This window comes from Streptomyces sp. NPDC058371 (genome assembly GCF_042723265.1).
In the GTDB taxonomy this organism is placed as follows: domain Bacteria; phylum Actinomycetota; class Actinomycetes; order Streptomycetales; family Streptomycetaceae; genus Streptomyces.
Genome location: NZ_JBHXJC010000006.1, coordinates 103,107 through 122,345 on the forward strand (window position 1 = coordinate 103,107; position 19,239 = coordinate 122,345).

The window sequence follows — 19,239 nt, forward strand, 5'->3', positions numbered from 1 at the left end:
CAGCGGCAGCACAGGTTGTAAAGGGACGGCAAAGTCCTCGAAAGCCCCGGCCACCCGCGCCCGGGCCGGCCATCCGTACACGGGCCGGCCACCCCCGCACAGGCCGGTCGCGCGGCACCACGCCCGCCGGTACGGGAGCATCACCGCGTCGGCCGGCGCCGGCCCACCACCGCGCCCGCGTCGGACGATGACAGAACGGAGTACCTCACGTTGCCCGCACGCGCACGGCGAGCAACGTGAGGCTGCGGTCCGGCGGATGAGAGGAAATCAGCTCGCGGGACCGGTGAGGTCGTACAACACCGTCGAGCCCACGGTCCGCGAGGTGAAGCTCTTCGTCACCCAGGAGGAGATCTGCGATCCGGTGCTGTCGGTGCCGCTGCGGCCGAGGCCATCCTCTTCGCCGCCCTGGACGACGAAGTAGTGAATCTTCCCGTCGGCGACGTACTGCTTGAACTGGGCGAGGGTCGGCGCCGGGTCTCCGCCGCTGAAGCCGCCGATCGGCATCACCGGCTCACCGACGGCGAGTTGCAGCCAGGTCTGGTTGTCCGAGGCGACGGTCGCGGCCACCCAGGTGTAGGCCTGGGCGTCCTTGACCAGTGTGGCGCGCAGTTGAGGCGTGACCGCGTCGATGCCTCCCAGCCTGCTGCTGCCGCCGCCCTTCGCCGCGCCGGACTGGGCGTTCTGTCCGGAGGGAGCGGCCGCGGCACCGGCCCCGCCCTGCCGGGTTGCACCTCCCGCGGCGGGGCCGCCGTGGTCCTGGGTGCCCGAGGCGGGGCCGGCGAGCGGGGTCTGCCCGGTGTGTGCCGTGGTGACCGTGGCCCATGTGTAGGAGGCGGGTCCGGTGAGTACGGCTGCCAGCGCGAGGCCTGTCGCCCCGAGAGCCAACCGCCGCGGCAGAAGGCGCGCGAGCACCATCCCGAGTGCGGCCAGCACCCCCGCGACGAGCACCGGCCAGCGCAGTTGGGAGGTCCAGCCCTCCGCGCGTCCGAGCAGAACGAAGGCCCACACCGCCGTCGCGGCGACCGTCGCCGCCAGGACCGCGGTGGCGACGGTCCCGCCCAGCCGCCGGAGGTGGACCGTGCCCATGGCGACCAGCGCGGCGATGTAGGGAGCCAGCGCGATGGTGTAGTACTCGTGGAAGATCCCGGACATGAAACTGAAGGTCACCGCGGTGCAGACCAAGGCGCCGCCCCAGGCCAGAAAACCCGCCCGATGCAGGTCGGTTCTGGCGGCCCTGCGGGTGACGACCAGCGCGGCGACCAGCAGGATCAGTGCGGCGGGCAGCAGCCAGGAGATCTGACCGCCCAGCGCGCTGTCGAACAGGCGGGTGATGCCGGTGGCCTCGCCGCCATGGCCGCCGCCTCCCGCGCCGCCCACGCCGGGCACGCTGCCCGAGGAGGAACCGCCGCCGCCGAAGCCGCCTTTGTCCTCGCCGGTGAGGCGTCCCAGTCCGTTGTAGCCGAGGGTCAGGTCGAGGAAGCTGTTGTTGGTGGACCCGCCCACGTAGGGGCGGGAGTCGGCGGGCCACAGTTCGACGATGGCCACCCACCACCCGCTGCTGACCACGATCGCGGTTCCGGCCAGCAGGACATGGCCGATCCGCCTGGTCAGCGGCAGTGCCGCGCAGACCAGGTAGACCAGGGTCAGAGCCGGCAGGATCAGCCACGCCTGCAGGGTCTTGACCAGGAAGCCGAGACCGAAGCAGACCCCGGTGAGCACCATCCAGCGGACCGCCCGGGGCCCTTCGAGAGCGCGCTGGAAGCAGTACAGCGCGCACACCGTGAGCAGGGTCAGCAGCGCGTCGGGATTGTTGAAGCGGAACATCAGCGCCGCGACCGGAGTCAGGGCCAGCAGCCCGCCGGCCAGCAGCCCGGCGGCCGGTCCGTACAGTCGCCGTACGGCCGCGTACAGCACGGCGACGGCGGCGACGCCCATCAGCGCCTCGGGGGCGAGGATCTGCCAGGACCCGAGTCCGAAGAGGCGCACGGAGACGTCCATGGGCCACAGGGCGACCGGTGGCTTGTCCACGGTGATGGAGTTCCCCGCGTCCGATGCCCCGAAGAAGGCGGCCTTCCAGCTTTCGCCGCCCGCCTGCGTGGCCGCCGCATAGAACTCGTTCCCGAAGCCCGACGCGCCCAGGTTCCAGAAGAAGGCCACCGCCGCGATGAGCAACAGCGCCCAGAAGGCGGGCCGTTCCCATGGCGGACTGGCCGCGCGGCCGACGGCCCCAGCCGTCCGAGGGGGCACCGGTCCCTCCATGACAGAGGGGTTGAGCGTGGTCATGTGTCTCCTTGTGGATGATCGCGCAAGGGCAGTGGCCGAGGTTTTCGGAGGACCTGTCGGGCGGTCGCGCGGTGGTCCGTGTCCCCTTCGCGGACCGAGGTTCCGGAAGCCTGTGGGGGGTGGCCGTCGGGATACGGGAGTCCCTCCTTGGCCTGCCCGGCACGCCCTGTCCGGCAGGGCGAGCGGGGCCTTCGAGCCGCATCCCGCGGGCCGTGGCCTGCGGGGGTGCGCCTGGCCGTCACCCTGCACGGGGGACCTATCAGCCTGCTCTCAGCGCCGCACCGGGGCCAGTTGCCCGAGCACGCCCTGCCGTAGCTCGTGGAGTGCCGCTGACCAGGAAGGAGAGCGTGTCTCCGGCGGAGCCGCCGACGCGGCCCCCCGCGCACCGCCCGTGCCCGGGGCCCGTACATCTCAGGGGAATCTCAGAATCGGGCGGTAGTGATGTCACGGTGACTCCACGCCCTGCCGAACCCGCCCCCACGGCGCCTCCCCTGGTCCGCCACGACGGCGCACGTGTCCGGGTGCTCGTGGTCGACGACGAGCCTGATCTCACCGAGGTGCTGTGCGGCGCGCTGGCCTACGAGGGCTATGACGCACGGCCCGCCGCGGACCGGGCGACGGCGGTGCGGGCCACGGCCGAGTTCCGGCCGGACGCGGTGATCCTCGACGTGATGCTCCCGGACGCCGACGGTTTCACCGTGCTGCGCGAGATCCGGGCCGAACTCCCCCTGGTGTGCGTGCTGTTCCTCACCGCGCGGGACGCCGTCGAGGACCGGGTCGCCGGGATCCGGGCGGGCGGCGACGACTACGTCACCAAGCCGTTCAGCCTGGACGAGGTCACCGCGCGGCTGCACGGCCTGTTGCGGCGGGCGGGCATGGCTCGCCCGAGCGCGGGCGACACCGCCCTCGCCGTCGGCGATCTGGTCCTCGACGAGGACGCGCATGAAGTGACCAGGGCCGGTGAGGTCATCCCCCTGTCCCCCACCGAGTACGCGCTGCTCCAGCTGCTGATGCACCATCCACGCCAGGTGCTCAGCAAGGCCCTGATCCTTGAACGGATCTGGTCCTACGACTACGGCCGGCACGCACACGTCGTCGAGTTGTACATCTCGTACCTGCGCAAGAAAGTGGACGCCGGCCGGCCGCCCATGATCCATACCGTGCGCGGTGTCGGCTACGTCCTCAAGCCCACCACCTCATGAACCCGACGGCTCGTTCCCGGCTGCACCGGCTGCGCCCCCGCACGCTGCGCGCCAAGCTCACCTGGGGCCTCGTCGTCCTGCTCGCGCTGAGCTGCGCGACCGTGGGACTGACGAGCGTCTTCGCCCTGCGCAGTTATCTCACCGGCCAGCTCGACCACCAACTCGCCGACTCCGGCTGTCTCTTCCCCTCCACGCTGCGGCAAACCGCGGACGCCCAGCAGCAGTCGGGCGGGAACATCAGCTTCGGAGACACGGCAGGCGGCAGGCGTGCCGACACGCGTGGGCAGGGAATCGGCACCTTCGGCGCACGGCTGACCGACGCGAAGATCAGTGAGGCCGCCGTCGTCCGGGCCAACCGGAACACCAGGGTCACCCTCGACGCGGCCGACGAAGCGACTCTCGACGGGATTCCCACCGACGGCAGTGCCCACAGCGTCACGCTGTCGGCCCTCGGCGACTACCGCGTCTACGCCTGCGCGGGAAGGGACGACGACATCCTGGTCAGCGGACTGCCGTTGGCGCCGCTCCAGGAGACGGTCAAGCGGCTGGCCATGGTCTCCTCCGTGGTCTTCGGCGGCGCGTTGGTGATCACCGGGGTCGCCGGTGCCCTGTGGGTACGCCGCTCACTGCACCCCCTGCGCCGGGTCACGGACACCGCGGCAGCCGTCGCCGGCCTGAAACTGGACAGCGGCGAGGTCACCCTGCCGGGCCCGACGGCAGCGGGTGACCCGCACAGCGAGGCCGGTCAGGTGGCCGCCGCGCTCGACCGCATGCTCGGCCATGTCCAGGACGCCCTGGCCAAACGCCACACCAGTGAGGAGCGGCTGCGCAGCTTCGCCGCCGACGCCAGCCATGAGCTGCGTACACCGGTCGCCTCGATCCGCGGCCACGCGGAACTCGCGCTGCGCCACCCCGGCCCGGTCCCCGCCAAGGTCGAGCGGGCCCTCGGTCGCGTGGCCGCCGAGGCGGCGCGGATGAGTGCCATGGTCGACGACCTGTTGCTGCTCGCCCGGCTCGACGCCGGCCGGCCCCTGCAGCGTGAACCGGTCGACGTGACACGCCTGGTCATCGACTGCACGGACGACGCCCGAGCAGCGAGCCCCGGGCACAGCTGGGCCCTGGACCTGCCCGAGACGCCCGTCACCGTCGCCGGCGATCCCGACCGCCTGGCGCAGGTGCTGACGAACCTCCTGGCCAACGCCCGGCTGCACACCCCGGCCGGCACCTCGGTGACAGTCCGCCTGGAGCGGAGCGACCCGGGGCAGTGCAGTCTGTCCGTCGCGGACGACGGCCCCGGAGTCCCGTCCGAGCTGCGGCAGACGCTCTTCGAACGCTTCACCCGCGCCGACCGCCGTCACCCCGGCACCGGGACGCGCGGCGGGGGCGCCGGAGCCGGGCTGGGCCTGTCCATCGCGGCCGCCATCGTGACAGCCCACCAGGGCACGCTGACCTTCCGGAGCATCCCGGGTTCGACGGTGTTCACCGTGCTGCTGCCGCTGCACTGACGGGACTTCTCCGCATCCGCCCGCGGGTCGCCCCGGACGCTCCTACCTGAGATTCCCCTTTAAAACCGGGCGCAGGGCCACTGTCCGGCGTGATCTGAGAGGGAACTGAGAGGTCCGCTCGGGATGGTGAGGGCAGACCACCGTCAGCCCCCGAGGAGCCCACATGAGCAGCCTTCAAGGCCATGCAGACTCTGCGACCGACCTGCCCGCTCGGCATGTTCATGTAGAGCACGTCATGGGCACGGTGGTCTCCATCGACCTGCGCAACTGCGACGAGGAGGAGGCCGTACCGGGGGCCCGGAGCGTGGTGCGCTGGCTGCATGAAGTCGATGCCCTCTTCAGTACCTACCGGCCGGACAGCCACATCTCCCGCATCAACCGCGGCGAGTTGTCGCCGGCGCACGCGAGCGCCGAGGTGGCGTGGGTGCTCCAGAGGTGCGAGGAACTCCGTCAGGACACGGCCGGGTACTTCGACGCGTGGGCGACGGGATCCCTGGACCCGTCCGCCCTGGTGAAGGGCTGGTCGGTGCAGCGGGCCGCGGACGCGTTGGTGGCGCGGGGTCTCACCGACTTCTGCCTGACGGCCGGCGGTGACGTCGTCAGCCGGGGCGGCCGCCAAGGCGGTCTGCCCTGGCGGATCGGGCTCCAGCACCCCAAGGACCGCGGCGCCCTGGCGGGGGTGGTGCTCGCCGGTGACCTCGCGGTGGCCACCTCGGGAACGTACGAGCGCGGTGAGCACATCGTCGACCCGCACACCCGCACGCCTCCCACCGGGCTGCTGTCCGTCACCGTCTGCGGACCCGACCTGGGCACCGCGGACGCGTACGCGACCGCGGCCTTCGCCATGGGACGCGAGGCCGCCGACTGGACGCTCGGCCTCGACGGATACGAGGCCATGACGGTGCTCGACGACGAACGCGTGCTGCTCACGCCGGGCTTCCCCCTGGCCGATCGCGCCGGGGAGTCACGATGACCGTGCCCCGGACCTCCCGGCCGCCCGCTCCCAAGCCCCCCGTCCGCCCGCCCAACTGGCCCCCGCCTTCCGCTCCCCCTTCGGCACGGCGAACCGGGCGCGTGAGCCGCAGGTCTCCCGCCCGTCGCCGCCCCCTCGCCGTCGACGCTCTGGCCGCGGCCGCCGGCCTCGGCCTCGGCATCTCGCTCGCGCTGGGCATCGGCGCCACGACCGTCAGCGCGCTGCACGCTCCGGGTGGCGTCGCCACCGCACTCGGCCGCGTCACCGGGATGCTCAGCGGCTACGCGATGGTCGTCATCGTGCTGCTCTCGGCACGCATCCCGCCGCTGGAACGGGCCCTGGGCCAGGACCGGCTGGTCGTCTGGCACCGGCGTCTCGCTCCCTGGGGCATCTACCTGCTGCTGGCCCACGCCGTACTGATCACCGTCGGATACGCGCGCGCGGCGAAGTCGGGAATCCTGGCGGAGATCGGCCGACTGCTGTGGACCTACGCGGGCATCCTCCCGGCCACCGTCGGCAGCGCCCTGCTGCTGGCCGCCGCGGTCACCTCCTACCGGCGGGCGCGACGCCGGATGAAGTACGAGACCTGGTGGGCCGTCCACCTCTACACGTACCTGGGCCTCGGCCTCTCGTTCCTCCACCAGGTCGACACCGGTGCGCCGTTCGTGGGGCACTCCCTGGCCACGGCCTGGTGGACCTCGCTGTGGGTGGGTGCCCTGATCGTCGTGCTGGCCTTCCGGGTGGGACTCCCGCTGTGGCGATCCGTCCGGCACGACCTGCGGGTGGCCCGGGTGTCTCCCATCGGACCGAACACCTGGTCCATCGTGCTCAGCGGGCGGCACCTGGAGCGGCTGCCCACGGCCGGCGGGCAGTTCATGATGTGGCGGTTCCTGCGCCGCGAACTGTGGTGGCAGGCCCACCCCTACTCACTGTCCGCCACCCCACAGGCGGGTCATCTCCGCATCACCGTCAAGGAGTTGGGCGACCACAGTACGGCGCTGTCCCGGCTCACGCCGGGCACCCGGGTGGCGTTCGAGGGCCCCTACGGGGTCTTCACCGTCGACGCCAGGCAGTCCCGGAACGTCCTGCTCGTCGGCGCCGGCGTGGGTACGACCCCCATCCGCGCCCTCCTCGACGACCTGCCCCGGGACAGCCATGTCGTCGTCCTACTGCGGGGCAGGTACGCCGAAGACATCGCCCACCTCGACGAGTTCGAGCGGCTGGTCGGCAAACGCCGGGGCCTGCTGCACGCGTTGACCGGGCCCCGAGAGACGGTTCGCCTGGACGCACCGGCTCTGCACACCCTCGTCCCCGACATCGCCGGCCGGGACGTCTTCATCTGCGGCCCCGCCGAGTTCACCCGCACGGTCATCACGGCCGCCCGGGACGCCGGGGTGCCCGCGCGACACATCCACCACGAGGACTTCGCGTTCTGACGCCCGCGCAGCTGCGGCCCCTCGGCCCTCCGCCTCCGCAATCCCTGGAGAACCCCATGCGACGTGCCCCGATCATTCTGGTCGCGACCGTCATCGGCACCACTGGCGTGCTGATGTTCAAGCCCCGCGAGGTCGCCCCCGCAGTCGCGTCATCCTCTTCGTCGTCGGCAAGCCAGGGCGCGACTGTCTCGAAGAGCGGCTCGACCACCACCGCCACCGGCGCCGCCATCACCACCCAGTTCGGCAACACCCAGGTTCGGGTCACCATCAAGGGTGGGAAGATCACGGACGTCAAGCCGCTCCAGATACCCGGCAACGAACCGCAGTCCGTGCAGATCAGCAACGGCGCCGTGCCGACCCTGCGGGAGAGCGCGCTGTCCAAGCAGAGCGCCGCGATCGACTCGGTCAGCGGCGCGACCATCACCAGCAAGAGCTATGCCGCGTCCCTCCAATCCGCCCTCGACAAGGCCGACTTCACGGCTGCCGACGGCTCCACCGCCCCCACCACGGCACCCACCGAATCCGGGGAACACGGGCACGGCGGCGGCTTCGGAGGGCGCGGCGGATTCTGAGGCCGGGCCTCAGCGGCCCCGACAGCCGCTGATCCGCGTCGCGCTTGCCACATCGCCCCCGCTCAGAGCCCCGCGATCGCGTTCCACCGCTTGCCGAACTCCGTACGTTCCGTGGAGGTGATGTCGCGGGCGATCGCGAGCCGCTTGCGCATGGTGGCGTCGGGGAAGATCAGCGGGTCCTCGGCCAGCGCGGCGGTGTCCTTGTCCTTGGCGGAGGCGAGGACGTCCTGGGCGGCGGGGACCGGGCAGACGTAGTTGACCCAGGTGGCCAGCTCGGCGGCGACCTCGGGCTGGTAGTAGTAGTCGACGAGCCGCTCCGCGTTCGCCTTGTGGCGGGCCAGGTTGGGAATCATCAGCGACTCGGACCACAGCTCGGCCCCCTCCTCGGGTACGACGAAGCGGATGTCCGGGTCGTCGGCCTGGAGCTGGATCACGTCACCGGAGTAGGCCTGACAGGCGAGCACGTCGCCGCTGGAGAGGTCCTTGATGTAGTCGTTGCCGGTGAAGCGCCGGATCCGGCCGCTGTGGACGTGCTTCTCCACCTGGTCGCACACCGTGTGGAAGTCGTCGGCCGTCCATCGCGTGATGTCGACGCCATTGCCCTGCATGAGCAGCGCGAACGCCTCGTCGAGGCCGGAGAGGAGCGTCACCCGGCCCTTCAGGTCGTCCGCCCACAGCTCGGAGACGTGCCGGATGTCGCGGCCCAGTTTCCGGCGGTTGTACGCGATGCCGGTGATCCCCGACTGCCAGGGCACGGTGGACTTGCGGCCCGGGTCGAAGGCCGGCGAACGCAGCAGCGGGTCAAGGTACTTGGTGACGTTCGGCTGGTTGGCGCGGTCCATCGCCTGGACCCAGCCGAGCCGGACGAAGCGCGCGCACATCCAGTCGCTGATGACGATGAGATCGCGCCCCGTCTGCTGGTGGTTCATCAGGGAGGGGCTGATCTTGCCGAAGAACTCGTCGTTGTCGTTGATCTCCTCGACGTAGTCGACCGAGATCCCGGTACGCCGCTCGAAGGCGTCCAGTGTGGGCCGCCGCGTCGTGTCCTCGTCGTCGGTGTCGATGTACAGTGGCCAGTTCGCCCAGGTCAGACGCTTGTCGTGGGCGGAGAGGTCCGCCCCGGCCCGGTCGCCGGGTGCCACGTACGCGGCGGGCACACCGCAGCCCGCCAGGGCCCCGAGCGCGGCACCGCCGCCCAGCGCGCGCAGCAGGGACCGGCGGGACAGGGGCGAGGACTTCCGTATCGCGGGCACCTGGGCAGCATGCCTTCAGGGCGGCGACGCGGACAATGGACGCTGCGTCGAGCGGACGCCCGCCGAACCGACACCCTGTCGATCAATCCGGGGACGCGGTCGAGCACGACGGGGACACGGTCGAGCACTCCGCGGGCCGTCGATCACTCCGGAGGCACGTCGGCGAGGGCACGGGCACCCGGCGAGGGTGGGTCGGCGAGGGCACGGGCACCCGGCGAGGGTGGGTCGGCGAGGGCACGGGCACCCGGCGAGGGTGGGTCGGCGAGGGCACGGACGCCCGGGGGAGGCACGTCGGCAAGGGCGTGGACACCCGGCGGAGGCATGCCCCGCGGAAGGCTGACCTCCACCGTCAGCCCGCCCTGCGGGCGCGGGCGGGCGGCCACCCGGCCACCGTGGGCGGCGGTGACGGCCGCGACGATGGACAGGCCGAGGCCCAGCCCGTCACGCGACCGCACCCGCTCGGCCCCCAGACGCCTGAAGGGCTGGAAGAGCCCCGCCGCCCGTTCGGGCGGTATCACGGGACCGCTGTTGGTGACCCGAAGCCCCGGCCGCCCGTCGTCGGTGCCGGTCCACACACTGATCCAACTCCCTTCTCCGTCCGGGTGGTTGTGCCGTACGGCGTTGTCGGTGAGGTTGACGACCAGGCGCTCGATCAGGTGTGGATCACCCCACACGGGTGCCGGTTCGAGGCGGGCCTCGACGCGCGGGCCGCCCGCGGGCAGCCGCTCACGCACGAGCGTCGCCAGGTCCACGAACTCCCTTTTCTGGAGCCCCTGTTGACCGCGGGCCAGGGTCAGAAGCGCGTCGATGAGACGTTCCTGTTCCTGGCCCGCGGCCCGCACCCGCAGACAGGCGGCGCGCAGTGTCTCCACGGAGGCGTCGGGGTCGGCGAGCGTCACGTCCACGATCGTCTGCTGGAGGGTGAGCGGGGTGCGCAGCTCGTGCGAGGCGTTGGCGACGAACTGCTTCTGCGCCTCGAACGCGCCCTCCAGCCGGGCCAGTACGTCGTCGAAGGTGTCCGCCATGGCCTTGAGCTCGTCGTCCGGCCCGGGGACGGCCAGCCGCTGTCCGAGGTTGTCGGCGGAGATCCGCCGGGCGGCGGCGGTCATCGTGCGCAGGGGCGCCAGGACGCGTCCGGCCATCAGCCAGCCCAGCGCGACGGAGGCCACGGTCATCACGCCGAGCGCGATGCCCGCCTCCACCAGCAGCTGGTGCAGCTGATCGGCGCGCAGGGCTTCGGCGTACATCGTGAGCACGGGCGGTTCCGGGGTCGTCGGTCCCGCGGAACCGGGCATCCCCGGCCCCTCGAACGAGCCGGTGGCCACCGACGGCTTCGACTGCGACGCCAGGAGGTAGGTGAAGCCGAGCAGCAGCGCCCCGGCCACCACGAACAACGCGCTGTAGAGCAGCGTCAGCCGCAGCCGGATGCTGCGCGGGCCACGCGGCATCCACGCTTGCGGGCCGCCCGGCATCCACCGTCGTGAGCCTCGCAACATCCACGCTTGCGGGCCGCGGGGCATCCGCCGGTGCGGGCCACGCCGCATCCACCCTCGCGGGCCGCCCGGACCATGCCGGTCCGGACTCCCCGGAACACCACGGAAGCCGGACGAGCCCGGCAAGCTCCCCCGCCGCCCCCGGCGCCCTCGCCACCCCCACCCCGGTCGACGCGTCACCGGAGCCGGTACCCCGCCCGGTCCACGGTCTCGATCAGCGGTGGCTCGCCCAGTTTCCGGCGCAGCCGGCTGACCGTCACCTTCACGGTCTGGCTGAACGGGTCGGCCGCCTCGTCCCAGCCCCGCTCCAGGAGTTCCTCGGTGGAGACGACGGCACCCTGCGCGGCCAGGAGGAGTTCGAGCACGGCGAACTCCTTCGGGCTGAGCGCGAGCCCCGTCCCGCGCCGGGTCGCCTGCCGTCGCGCGGGGTCGAGCCGCAGCTCACCCTGGACCAGGACCGGCGGCAGAGCCGGCTGCGACCGACGCGCCAACGCCCGTATCCGCGCGACAAGTTCGGCGAACGCGAACGGCTTGGAGAGATAGTCGTCGGCACCCAGGCCGAGCCCCGCCACCCGGTCGGCCACCGTCCCGGACGCGGTGAGCATCAGCACCCGCGCCCGGCTGCCGCCGGCGGCCAGCGTCCGGCACACCTGGTCGCCGTGGATCCCGGGCAGATCGCGGTCGAGTACGACGACGTCATAGCCGTTGACCTGGGCCCGCTCCAGGGCCGCGGGGCCGTCCAGGGCGAGGTCGACCGCCATGCCCTCCCGGCGCAGCCCGGCGGCCACGGTGTCGGCGAGCTCTTCGTGATCCTCGACCACCAGCACACGCATACGGCCCAGTGTGGCGGGCCGCCGGTTACACCGGGATAAGTCGCCCTCGTACGCGGGAAGTTGCACCGCCGTGAGTCCGACGGGCGCGGGAAGCTGCACCGCCGTAAGTCCGACGGACGCGGGAAGCTGCACCGCCGTAAGTCCGACACGGGAGCTTGCCCCCCGGACGTCCGGCACGGGCGCGTGCACCGCCGTACATCCGACGGACGTACGGCGGAGGCGCGACGTTGCACCGCCATAAGGACGACCGTTCCCGTGCCGTAACCGCCCCCGCGCTTGTCTGGAGCACGTCCGCATCACCACCCCACCACCAGGAGGAACTCCCATGCGTGCTCCGGCCATCAGGCCACGCCGGCTCGCCCTGGCCTGTGCCCTGATCTCGGCGGCCACTCTCGGCACGGTCACCGCGTCGGCTGCCTCGGCGTCCGACGCGTCGTCCGCCAGGACCTCGACGACCGATGCCGCACCCCTCAATGCCTGGACGACCGGCGGTTCCGGGGTGTCCCGGGGCGGCCCGGCGTCCGAGGGCGCCAAGCCGCCCGAGGGAGCGGGACTCGCCGTCGCGTACCGGCCGACGGCGAACGCCCCGGACGACGTGAACACCGCGAACGACCGGTTCGCCGCCTGTATGCGCGAGGAGGGCCAGAAGCACTATCCCGACTTCCACGCGTCGAAGGACGACGCCGGCCACATCCGACTGAACGTCAAGGTCACCGGCAAGGACTTCGACCCGACGTCGGACGCCTACCAGGACGCCCTGGACTCCTGCGCGCCGATCCTCGCGAAGGCGGGCATCACCTTCCCCGACCCGGCGGACCTCCCGCCCCTGCCCGAGAAGCCGGGCAAGCACGAGGCCCCCTCGCTGCACAAGCAGAAGCTGCCCGGGACCCCGGGCAAGCCCGACCTTTCGTCAACCGCCGGCACCAGCACCAGCACCAAGAACGCCTGACCATCTGACCGCCGCCGAGGGGGGAAACACCGCGGCCCCGGACGGAGTCCATCCGTCCGGGGCCGCGTGCGGAGCCGAAGGCCCCGGAGACCTACGCGTCCAGCGAGGTCATGACGTGCTTGATGCGCGTGTAGTCGTCGAACCCGTACGCCGAGAGGTCCTTGCCGTAGCCGGACTTCTTGAAGCCGCCGTGGGGCATCTCGGCGACCAGCGGGATGTGGGTGTTGATCCACACGCAGCCGAAGTCGAGGGCCTTGGACAGCCGCATCGCGCGCCCGTGGTTCTTCGTCCACACCGAGGAGGCGAGGGCGTAGTCGACGCCGTTGGCCCACTCGATGGCCTGGTCCTCGTCCGTGAAGGACTGGACGGTGATGACCGGCCCGAAGACCTCGTTCTGGATGATCTCGTCGTCCTGCTTGAGGCCCGAGACGACGGTCGGGGCGTAGAAGTAGCCCTTCTCGCCGACCTGGTGGCCACCGGCCTCGACCTTGGCGTGGGCGGGCAGCCGCTCGATGAAGCCGGCCACCTGCTTGAGCTGGTTGGGGTTGTTGAGCGGGCCGTACAGCACGTCCTCGTCGTCCGGCTGCCCGGTCTTCGTGTCGGCGGCGGCCTTGGCGAGCGCGGTCACGAACTCGTCGTGGATCGACTCCTGGACGAGGACACGGGTGGCGGCCGTACAGTCCTGGCCGGCGTTGAAGAAGCCCGCCACCGAGATGTCCTCGACGGCCTTGGGGATGTCGGTGTCCTCGAAGACGACGACCGGGGCCTTGCCGCCCAGCTCCAGGTGGACCCGCTTTAGGTCCTTGGACGCCGACTCGGCGACCGACATGCCGGCGCGCACGGAACCGGTGATGGAGGCCATCGCCGGGGTGTGGTGCTCGACCATCGCACGGCCGGTGTCACGGTCGCCGCAGATGACGTTGAAGACGCCCTTGTCGAGGATGCCGCCGATGATCTCGGCGATCAGGACGGTGGAGGCCGGGGTGGTGTCCGACGGCTTCAGGACGACCGTGTTGCCCGCGGCGAGCGCCGGGGCGAACTTCCACACGGCCATCATCATCGGGTAGTTCCACGGCGCGACCTGCGCGCAGACGCCGATCGGCTCGCGGCGGACGATGGAGGTCAGGCCCTCCATGTACTCGCCGGCGCTGCGCCCCTCCAGCATCCGCGCCGCACCCGCGAAGAAGCGGATCTGGTCCACCATCGGCGGGATCTCCTCGGACCGGGTCAGTCCGATCGGCTTGCCGGTGTTCTCCACCTCGGCCGCGATGAGCTCCTCGGCCCGCTCCTCGAACGCGTCCGCGATCTTGAGGAGGGCCTTCTGGCGCTCGGCGGGCGTCTTGTCGCGCCAGGCCGGGAAGGCCTCTGCGGCGGCCGCCATCGCGGCGTCGACGTCCGCCTGTCCGGACAGCGGCGCGGTCGCGTACGCCTCACCGGTCGCGGGGTTGACCACCTCGGTGGTCCGTCCATCGGCGGCATCGCGGAACTCTCCGTCGATGTAATTGCGCAGACGACGCAGCTCGGTGCTCACTGCCCGGCCCTCCTGTCGGATGTCAACGGCCCAGGTGTCCACTACCTGAGATTTCTGAGTCCCCACCCTAATCCGTGCACCCACGTTTTCAACACCCCCGGGCGCCCCAGATCTGCGAAATCCGCAAGTCGCGTACTCGTAAACAACGAATTTCATCGCTACGGCCTTGCGGAACTGTCGAGACGTCGTGCACAGTGAGCTCGTGGCCAGTCGAAGCGCAGACCCCAGGGACTCTCGCGAGTCCAGGAACGGCAGTCCCCAGTTGGACACCGTCTCCCTCGCCATCATCGAACAGCTGCAGCAGGACGGACGCCGCCCGTACGCCGCCATCGGCAAGGCCGTAGGCCTCTCCGAAGCCGCCGTGCGCCAGCGCGTCCAGAAGCTGCTCGATCAGGGCGTCATGCAGATCGTCGCCGTCACGGACCCGCTCACCGTGGGTTTCCGCAGGCAGGCGATGGTCGGCATCAACGTCGAGGGTGACCTCGAACCGGTGGCCGACGCGCTGACAGCCATGCCGGAAGTCGAGTACGTGGTGATGACCGCGGGCTCGTTCGACCTCCTCGTAGAAGTCGTCTGCGAGGACGACGACCACCTGCTGGACGTCATCAACAAACGCATCCGGATCCTGCCCGGCGTGCGCTCCACCGAGAGCTTCGTCTACCTGAAGCTCAAGAAGCAGACCTACATGTGGGGAACCCGATAGCCGTGAGCACCAAGGACCTCAGCAAGACCGCGTACGACCACCTGTGGATGCACTTCACCCGCATGTCCTCGTACGAGAACGCGCCCGTTCCCACCATCGTCAAGGGTGAGGGCACCTACATCTACGACGACAAGGGCAAGCGCTACCTCGACGGTCTTGCCGGCCTGTTCGTGGTCCAGGCGGGCCACGGCCGCACGGAGCTGGCCGAGACCGCCTTCAAGCAGGCGCAGGAACTGGCCTTCTTCCCGATCTGGTCCTACGCCCACCCGAAGGCCGTCGAGCTCGCCGAGCGCCTCGCGAACTACGCGCCGGGCGACCTGAACAAGGTCTTCTTCACCACCGGCGGCGGCGAGGCCGTCGAGACCGCGTGGAAGCTGGCGAAGCAGTACCACAAGCTCACCGGCAACCACACGAAGTACAAGGTCATCTCGCGCGCGGTCGCCTACCACGGCACCCCGCAGGGCGCCCTGTCCATCACCGGCCTGCCGGCCCTGAAGGCCCCCTTCGAGCCGCTCGTCCCGGGCGCGCACAAGGTCCCGAACACCAACATCTACCGCGCCTCGATCCACGGCGACGACCCGGTGGCCTTCGGCCGCTGGGCCGCCGACCAGATCGAGCAGGAGATCCTCTTCGAGGGCCCCGAGACCGTCGCCGCGGTCTTCCTCGAGCCGGTGCAGAACGCCGGCGGCTGCTTCCCGCCGCCCCCCGGCTACTTCCAGCGCGTGCGCGAGATCTGCGACAAGTACGACGTGCTGCTCGTCTCCGACGAGGTCATCTGTGCCTTCGGCCGCCTCGGCACGATGTTCGCCTGCGACAAGTTCGACTACGTACCGGACATGATCACCTGCGCCAAGGGCATGACCTCGGGCTACTCCCCGATCGGCGCGTGCATCATCTCGGACAAGCTCGCCGAGCCGTTCTACAAGGGCGACAACACCTTCCTGCACGGCTACACCTTCGGCGGGCACCCGGTGTCCGCGGCGGTCGGTCTCGCCAACCTCGACCTGTTCGAGCGCGAGGGCCTCAACCAGCACGTGCTCGACAACGAGGCCAACTTCCTCTCCACGTTGCAGAAGCTGCACGACCTGCCGATCGTCGGCGACGTCCGCGGCAACGGCTTCTTCTACGGCATCGAGCTGGTGAAGGACAAGGCCACCAAGGAGACCTTCACGGACGAGGAGTCGGAGCGCGTCCTCTACGGCTTCGTCTCCAAGAAGCTCTTCGAGTACGGCTTGTACTGCCGCGCCGACGACCGCGGTGACCCGGTCATCCAGCTGTCGCCGCCGCTGATCTCCGACCAGTCGACCTTCGACGAGATCGAGCGGATCGTCCGCCAGGTGCTGACGGAAGCGTGGACGAAGCTCTGATCCGTACGCGACCGCGGTGACGCTCCGATCCGTACGCGACCTCGGTTGCCTCTGATCCGTACGCGACCGCGGTGACGCTCTGATCTTCCTTCTGGATGATCAACAACGGCCCCGGTGCCGCCCGTTCGAGTGAGAATGGGCGGCCCGGGGCCGTGTGCTGTCCGGCCTCCGGGCCCCGACTCCCTAGCGTGCCCAGTGACCGATCGGCCCTGCCTTCGTTCCCCCGACCGGGGGACCGAGCGACCTCCACGACTTCCCCGAGGCCGCTCAGGCAGCGCAAGTCAGATCTGAACCGAGGTGTACGCGATGGTGGCCCCGCCGGACAACGACGTGCTCTGGGCACGCGCCCTGCACGTCAAGCACAACGGCTCGCCCGCGCTCAGCGGCGTCTCGCTCGGCGTCCGGGAGGGCGAGATCCTCGCCGTCAGCGGCCCGCGCGGCGCCGGCAAGACGACCCTCCTGCGGTGCCTGTCGGGGCAGCTCCTGCCGCAGCAGGGCGAGGTGTGGTTCAACAGCGCCCCCATCCACACCATGGGCCCGCTCGGCCGCGAGCGGCTGCGCCGAGACCGCTTCGGCTGGATCGACCCGGTACCGGTCCTCGTCCCCGAGCTGAACGCCTGGGAGAACGCGGCCCTCCCCCTGATGCTGCGCGGCACCCGGCGCCGCTCCGCCAAGACCGCCGCCCTGGAGTGGCTGGAGCGCCTCGACGTCGGCGGCTGCGCCCGGAAGCGGCCGCACGAACTCCTCCAGAGCGAGCGCCAGCGGGTCGTCATCGCCCGCGCGCTGGTCGGAGCACCCACCGTGCTCTTCGCCGACGAGCCCGCCGCCCCGCTGTACCGGGCCGACGGCGCCCAGGTGCTGCGGACGCTCACCACGGCGGCCCGCTCGCACGGCATCACGGTCGTCCTCGCCACGCACGACGCGGACACCGCGGCGCTCGCCGACCGCACGGTGTCCCTGCTCGACGGACGGCGCGTGCACACCGTCCACCTGCCGCCGGTCGTCGAGACGGAAGGCCGGGCCGCGTGCTCGCTCTCCGTCTAGCCCGCGGGGGGCAGCCCCTCGTCCAGCTGCGCAGACTCCTGGTCGCCGCAGCCTCGGCGGGCACCGGCTTCCTGCTGCTGTGCACGCTCGGCTACGCGCTGGGTCATCCGGACGCGTCGGCCGGTTCCGTACTGCGGCTGGTCTGGTGCGTGGCGCCCGTGGCCGCCACCGTGTACTTCGCGGTCGCGGTGGCCCGCACCGACCCCGGCACCCGCCCCCGGCCCGGGCTCTCGGCGATCGGCCTCGGCCACGGCCGCCTGATGGCCATCTCCGCCACCACGACCGCCCTGTCGACCGTGCTCGGCTCGATGCTCGCCCTGCTCTTCTTCCTGCACCTGCGCGGCGATCTGACCGGCATGCCGTTCGACGGCGCGGCCTCGCAGTTCCTCGCCGCGGACCAGCCGCTGCCGCTCCCTGCGGCTCTGACCCTGTTGGCCATGGTGCCGATCGCCGCCTCGGTGGCCACCGCGCTGGTGCTGCGGCCGCGCGGTGGAAAGCCGGGCCGCACGGGCCGCTACAGCCGGGCTGCCGCACGGTCCGGCGCGGTCCGCACCGGTCGGCACGCCGTCGGCGCCCAGGCGGCTGGGGGCGCGCACGAAGCCCGCGCCGAACAGGCCGAGGGCCCGACGGCCGCCGCGGGACCCGACGGGGGCGTGCTCGACGCCCCCCAGCTCTTCGCTCCCCAGACCGCGCCCGGCGGACTCCCGTGGGGTGCGGCCGTGCTGGCCGCGGGCCTCGCCGTGGAGACGTACGCGAGCCGTTCGGACAGCGCGTCCGGGCCGGCGCTGCCCGGCGGTTTCGTCGGCGGCCCCGCCGGGGTGCTCGTCGGCTGGGCCCTCACCGCGGTCGGCCTCGCGCTCGCCGGACCTGCGATCACCTACGTCTGCGGACGTCTGCTCCAGGCCGCACGGCCCGGCGCACTGCGGCTGCTGGCCGGCCGGGTGCTCCAGACGGAGGCGCGACGCATCGGGCAGCCGCTCGGCGTGGTCTGCGCGGTGGCGTCGGGCGCGTACGCCATGGCGACGCTGTACGCGGGTGTGCGCCCCGACTTCGGTCCGCTGACCGCCCTCGGCGCCCTGCTGGTGGCGGGATGCACCCTCCTGACGCTGGTCACGGCCGCCGTCGAGGCCAGGCAGGCCCGCGCGGACACCACGGCCGCGCTGCTGCGCCTCGGTGCTCCCGCCACGATGCTCCGTAGTGCGGCGGGCCTGCGGGTCGGCGCGCTGCTCGCCGTGTTCGGCCCGCTGACGTGGGTGGTCGCCGAGCTCGCCGCGCTTCCCCTGGCCCGCTGAGTCGCCTCCGTACCGACTCGCCGAAGTCCCGGGAAAAAGGTCCGCGGAACCCGATGAGTTCTGCCGCGGACCCCGGTCTACCCCTGCGAACGGCAGCACACCGACGGGAGAGGCCCCTCATGTACCAGCAGATGATCTTCGTGAACCTGCCCGTGACCGACGTGGACACCTCCAAGAAGTTCTTCACGGAGCTCGGCTACTCGATCAACCCGCAGTTCTCGACCGACGACTGCGCCTGTGTGGTGATCAGCGACACGATCATCGCGATGATGCTGAGCAAGCCGCGCTACTCCGACTTCACGAAGAAGGAGATCGCCGACGCGACGAAGACCAGCGAGGTGCTGCTCTGTCTGAGCGCCGAGAGCCGCGAGAAGGTCGACGAACTGGTCGACAAGGCGATCGCGGCCGGCGGCTCCGCGACCGGCGACACGCAGGACCAGGGCTTCATGTACGGCCGATCCTTCGACGACCCGGACGGCCACAGCTGGGAGGTCGTGTGGATGGACCCGGCGGCGGTCAAGGGCTGAACCTCCGGAGCCACCACTGCGGCAGGGGGCCGGGACGTGCGGCACGGGGGTCCGCGCGGTCGACCGGAGGCGCCGCCCGCCACGGGGCAGAGTTGTACGGGGGGGGGAGGCAGGCCGCGCGGCACAGGGCAGTCGTACGGGGGCCGGCCGCCCGCAACAGGACAGTCGTACGGGGGCGGGGGGGGGGGGCAAGGGGAGGGCCGAGCCACCCCCACCGACCGCCCCCCCCGCCAGCGCGTAGCCCACACCCCCCCCCCCTCCCCCCCCCCCCCCCTC

The 19,239-nt window shown here is 71.5% G+C and carries 16 protein-coding genes; 11 read left to right on the plus strand and 5 right to left on the minus strand.

The window, feature by feature from the left end; genetic code table 11:
• Positions 1 to 267: 267 nt before the first annotated feature.
• Positions 268 to 2,283 (minus strand): ArnT family glycosyltransferase, encoded by a 2,016-nt coding sequence (locus tag ACFWM2_RS20085; protein WP_383281352.1) that lies wholly within the window; start codon positions 2,281 to 2,283, stop codon positions 268 to 270.
• A gap of 449 nt (positions 2,284 to 2,732) precedes the next feature.
• Here ACFWM2_RS20085 and ACFWM2_RS20090 point away from each other — a divergent pair, with 449 nt between their 5' ends.
• From ACFWM2_RS20090 to ACFWM2_RS20110, 5 genes are all read left to right on the plus strand, one after another.
• Positions 2,733 to 3,485 carry a response regulator transcription factor gene (locus ACFWM2_RS20090; protein ID WP_383281355.1) on the plus strand — a complete coding sequence of 251 codons (753 nt, stop codon included), beginning with the start codon at positions 2,733 to 2,735 and terminating at the stop codon, positions 3,483 to 3,485.
• Positions 3,482 to 4,990 carry a sensor histidine kinase gene (locus ACFWM2_RS20095; protein ID WP_383281358.1) on the plus strand — a complete coding sequence of 503 codons (1,509 nt, stop codon included), beginning with the start codon at positions 3,482 to 3,484 and terminating at the stop codon, positions 4,988 to 4,990. Before ACFWM2_RS20090 ends, ACFWM2_RS20095 begins: the two co-directional genes overlap by 4 nt.
• A 163-nt stretch (positions 4,991 to 5,153) precedes the next feature.
• Positions 5,154 to 5,963: an FAD:protein FMN transferase gene (locus tag ACFWM2_RS20100; protein WP_383281361.1), complete on the plus strand. Its 810-nt coding sequence runs from the start codon at positions 5,154 to 5,156 to the stop codon at positions 5,961 to 5,963.
• A 101-nt stretch (positions 5,964 to 6,064) separates the two neighbouring features.
• Positions 6,065 to 7,399: a ferric reductase-like transmembrane domain-containing protein gene (locus ACFWM2_RS20105; RefSeq protein ID WP_383281364.1), complete on the plus strand. Its 1,335-nt coding sequence runs from the start codon at positions 6,065 to 6,067 to the stop codon at positions 7,397 to 7,399.
• A gap of 56 nt (positions 7,400 to 7,455) precedes the next feature.
• Positions 7,456 to 7,971: an FMN-binding protein gene (locus ACFWM2_RS20110; protein WP_383281367.1), complete on the plus strand. Its 516-nt coding sequence runs from the start codon at positions 7,456 to 7,458 to the stop codon at positions 7,969 to 7,971.
• 62 nt (positions 7,972 to 8,033) lie between these two features.
• On the opposite strand, the gene ACFWM2_RS20115 is transcribed toward ACFWM2_RS20110, so the two are convergent.
• The 3 genes from ACFWM2_RS20115 to ACFWM2_RS20125 all read right to left on the minus strand — a co-directional run bounded on the left by ACFWM2_RS20115 (position 8,034) and on the right by ACFWM2_RS20125 (position 11,550).
• Positions 8,034 to 9,224, minus strand: coding sequence for a spermidine/putrescine ABC transporter substrate-binding protein (locus ACFWM2_RS20115; RefSeq protein ID WP_383281370.1), 1,191 nt, complete (start codon positions 9,222 to 9,224; stop codon positions 8,034 to 8,036).
• A 143-nt stretch (positions 9,225 to 9,367) separates the two neighbouring features.
• The gene (locus ACFWM2_RS20120; RefSeq protein WP_383281373.1) at positions 9,368 to 10,672 is read right to left on the minus strand and encodes a sensor histidine kinase; all 1,305 of its coding nucleotides are present in this window, start codon (positions 10,670 to 10,672) and stop codon (positions 9,368 to 9,370) included.
• Positions 10,673 to 10,893: 221 nt separating this feature from the next.
• Complete coding sequence (locus ACFWM2_RS20125) at positions 10,894 to 11,550, minus strand: response regulator transcription factor (RefSeq protein WP_383281375.1); 657 nt, start codon at positions 11,548 to 11,550, stop codon at positions 10,894 to 10,896.
• A 325-nt stretch (positions 11,551 to 11,875) separates the two neighbouring features.
• Between ACFWM2_RS20125 and ACFWM2_RS20130 the strand changes: the two genes are divergently transcribed.
• On the plus strand, positions 11,876 to 12,499 hold the full coding sequence (locus ACFWM2_RS20130; protein WP_383281378.1) for a hypothetical protein: 624 nt from the start codon (positions 11,876 to 11,878) through the stop codon (positions 12,497 to 12,499).
• A gap of 91 nt (positions 12,500 to 12,590) precedes the next feature.
• On the opposite strand, the gene ACFWM2_RS20135 is transcribed toward ACFWM2_RS20130, so the two are convergent.
• Positions 12,591 to 14,030, minus strand: a complete 1,440-nt coding sequence (locus ACFWM2_RS20135; protein ID WP_383281381.1) for a gamma-aminobutyraldehyde dehydrogenase — start codon at positions 14,028 to 14,030, stop codon at positions 12,591 to 12,593.
• Positions 14,031 to 14,217: 187 nt separating this feature from the next.
• Between ACFWM2_RS20135 and ACFWM2_RS20140 the strand changes: the two genes are divergently transcribed.
• From ACFWM2_RS20140 to ACFWM2_RS20160, 5 genes are all read left to right on the plus strand, one after another.
• A complete protein-coding gene (locus ACFWM2_RS20140; RefSeq protein WP_383281384.1) occupies positions 14,218 to 14,733 on the plus strand; it encodes an Lrp/AsnC family transcriptional regulator in 516 nt (171 codons plus the stop codon).
• Positions 14,718 to 16,100, plus strand: coding sequence for an aspartate aminotransferase family protein (locus ACFWM2_RS20145; protein WP_383281387.1), 1,383 nt, complete (start codon positions 14,718 to 14,720; stop codon positions 16,098 to 16,100). Before ACFWM2_RS20140 ends, ACFWM2_RS20145 begins: the two co-directional genes overlap by 16 nt.
• A 306-nt stretch (positions 16,101 to 16,406) precedes the next feature.
• Positions 16,407 to 17,144 carry an ABC transporter ATP-binding protein gene (locus tag ACFWM2_RS20150; RefSeq protein ID WP_383281389.1) on the plus strand — a complete coding sequence of 246 codons (738 nt, stop codon included), beginning with the start codon at positions 16,407 to 16,409 and terminating at the stop codon, positions 17,142 to 17,144.
• Positions 17,126 to 18,436: a hypothetical protein gene (locus ACFWM2_RS20155; RefSeq protein WP_383281392.1), complete on the plus strand. Its 1,311-nt coding sequence runs from the start codon at positions 17,126 to 17,128 to the stop codon at positions 18,434 to 18,436. Before ACFWM2_RS20150 ends, ACFWM2_RS20155 begins: the two co-directional genes overlap by 19 nt.
• A gap of 119 nt (positions 18,437 to 18,555) precedes the next feature.
• Complete coding sequence (locus ACFWM2_RS20160; protein WP_383281395.1) at positions 18,556 to 18,963, plus strand: VOC family protein; 408 nt, start codon at positions 18,556 to 18,558, stop codon at positions 18,961 to 18,963.
• Positions 18,964 to 19,239: the final 276 nt, after the last annotated feature.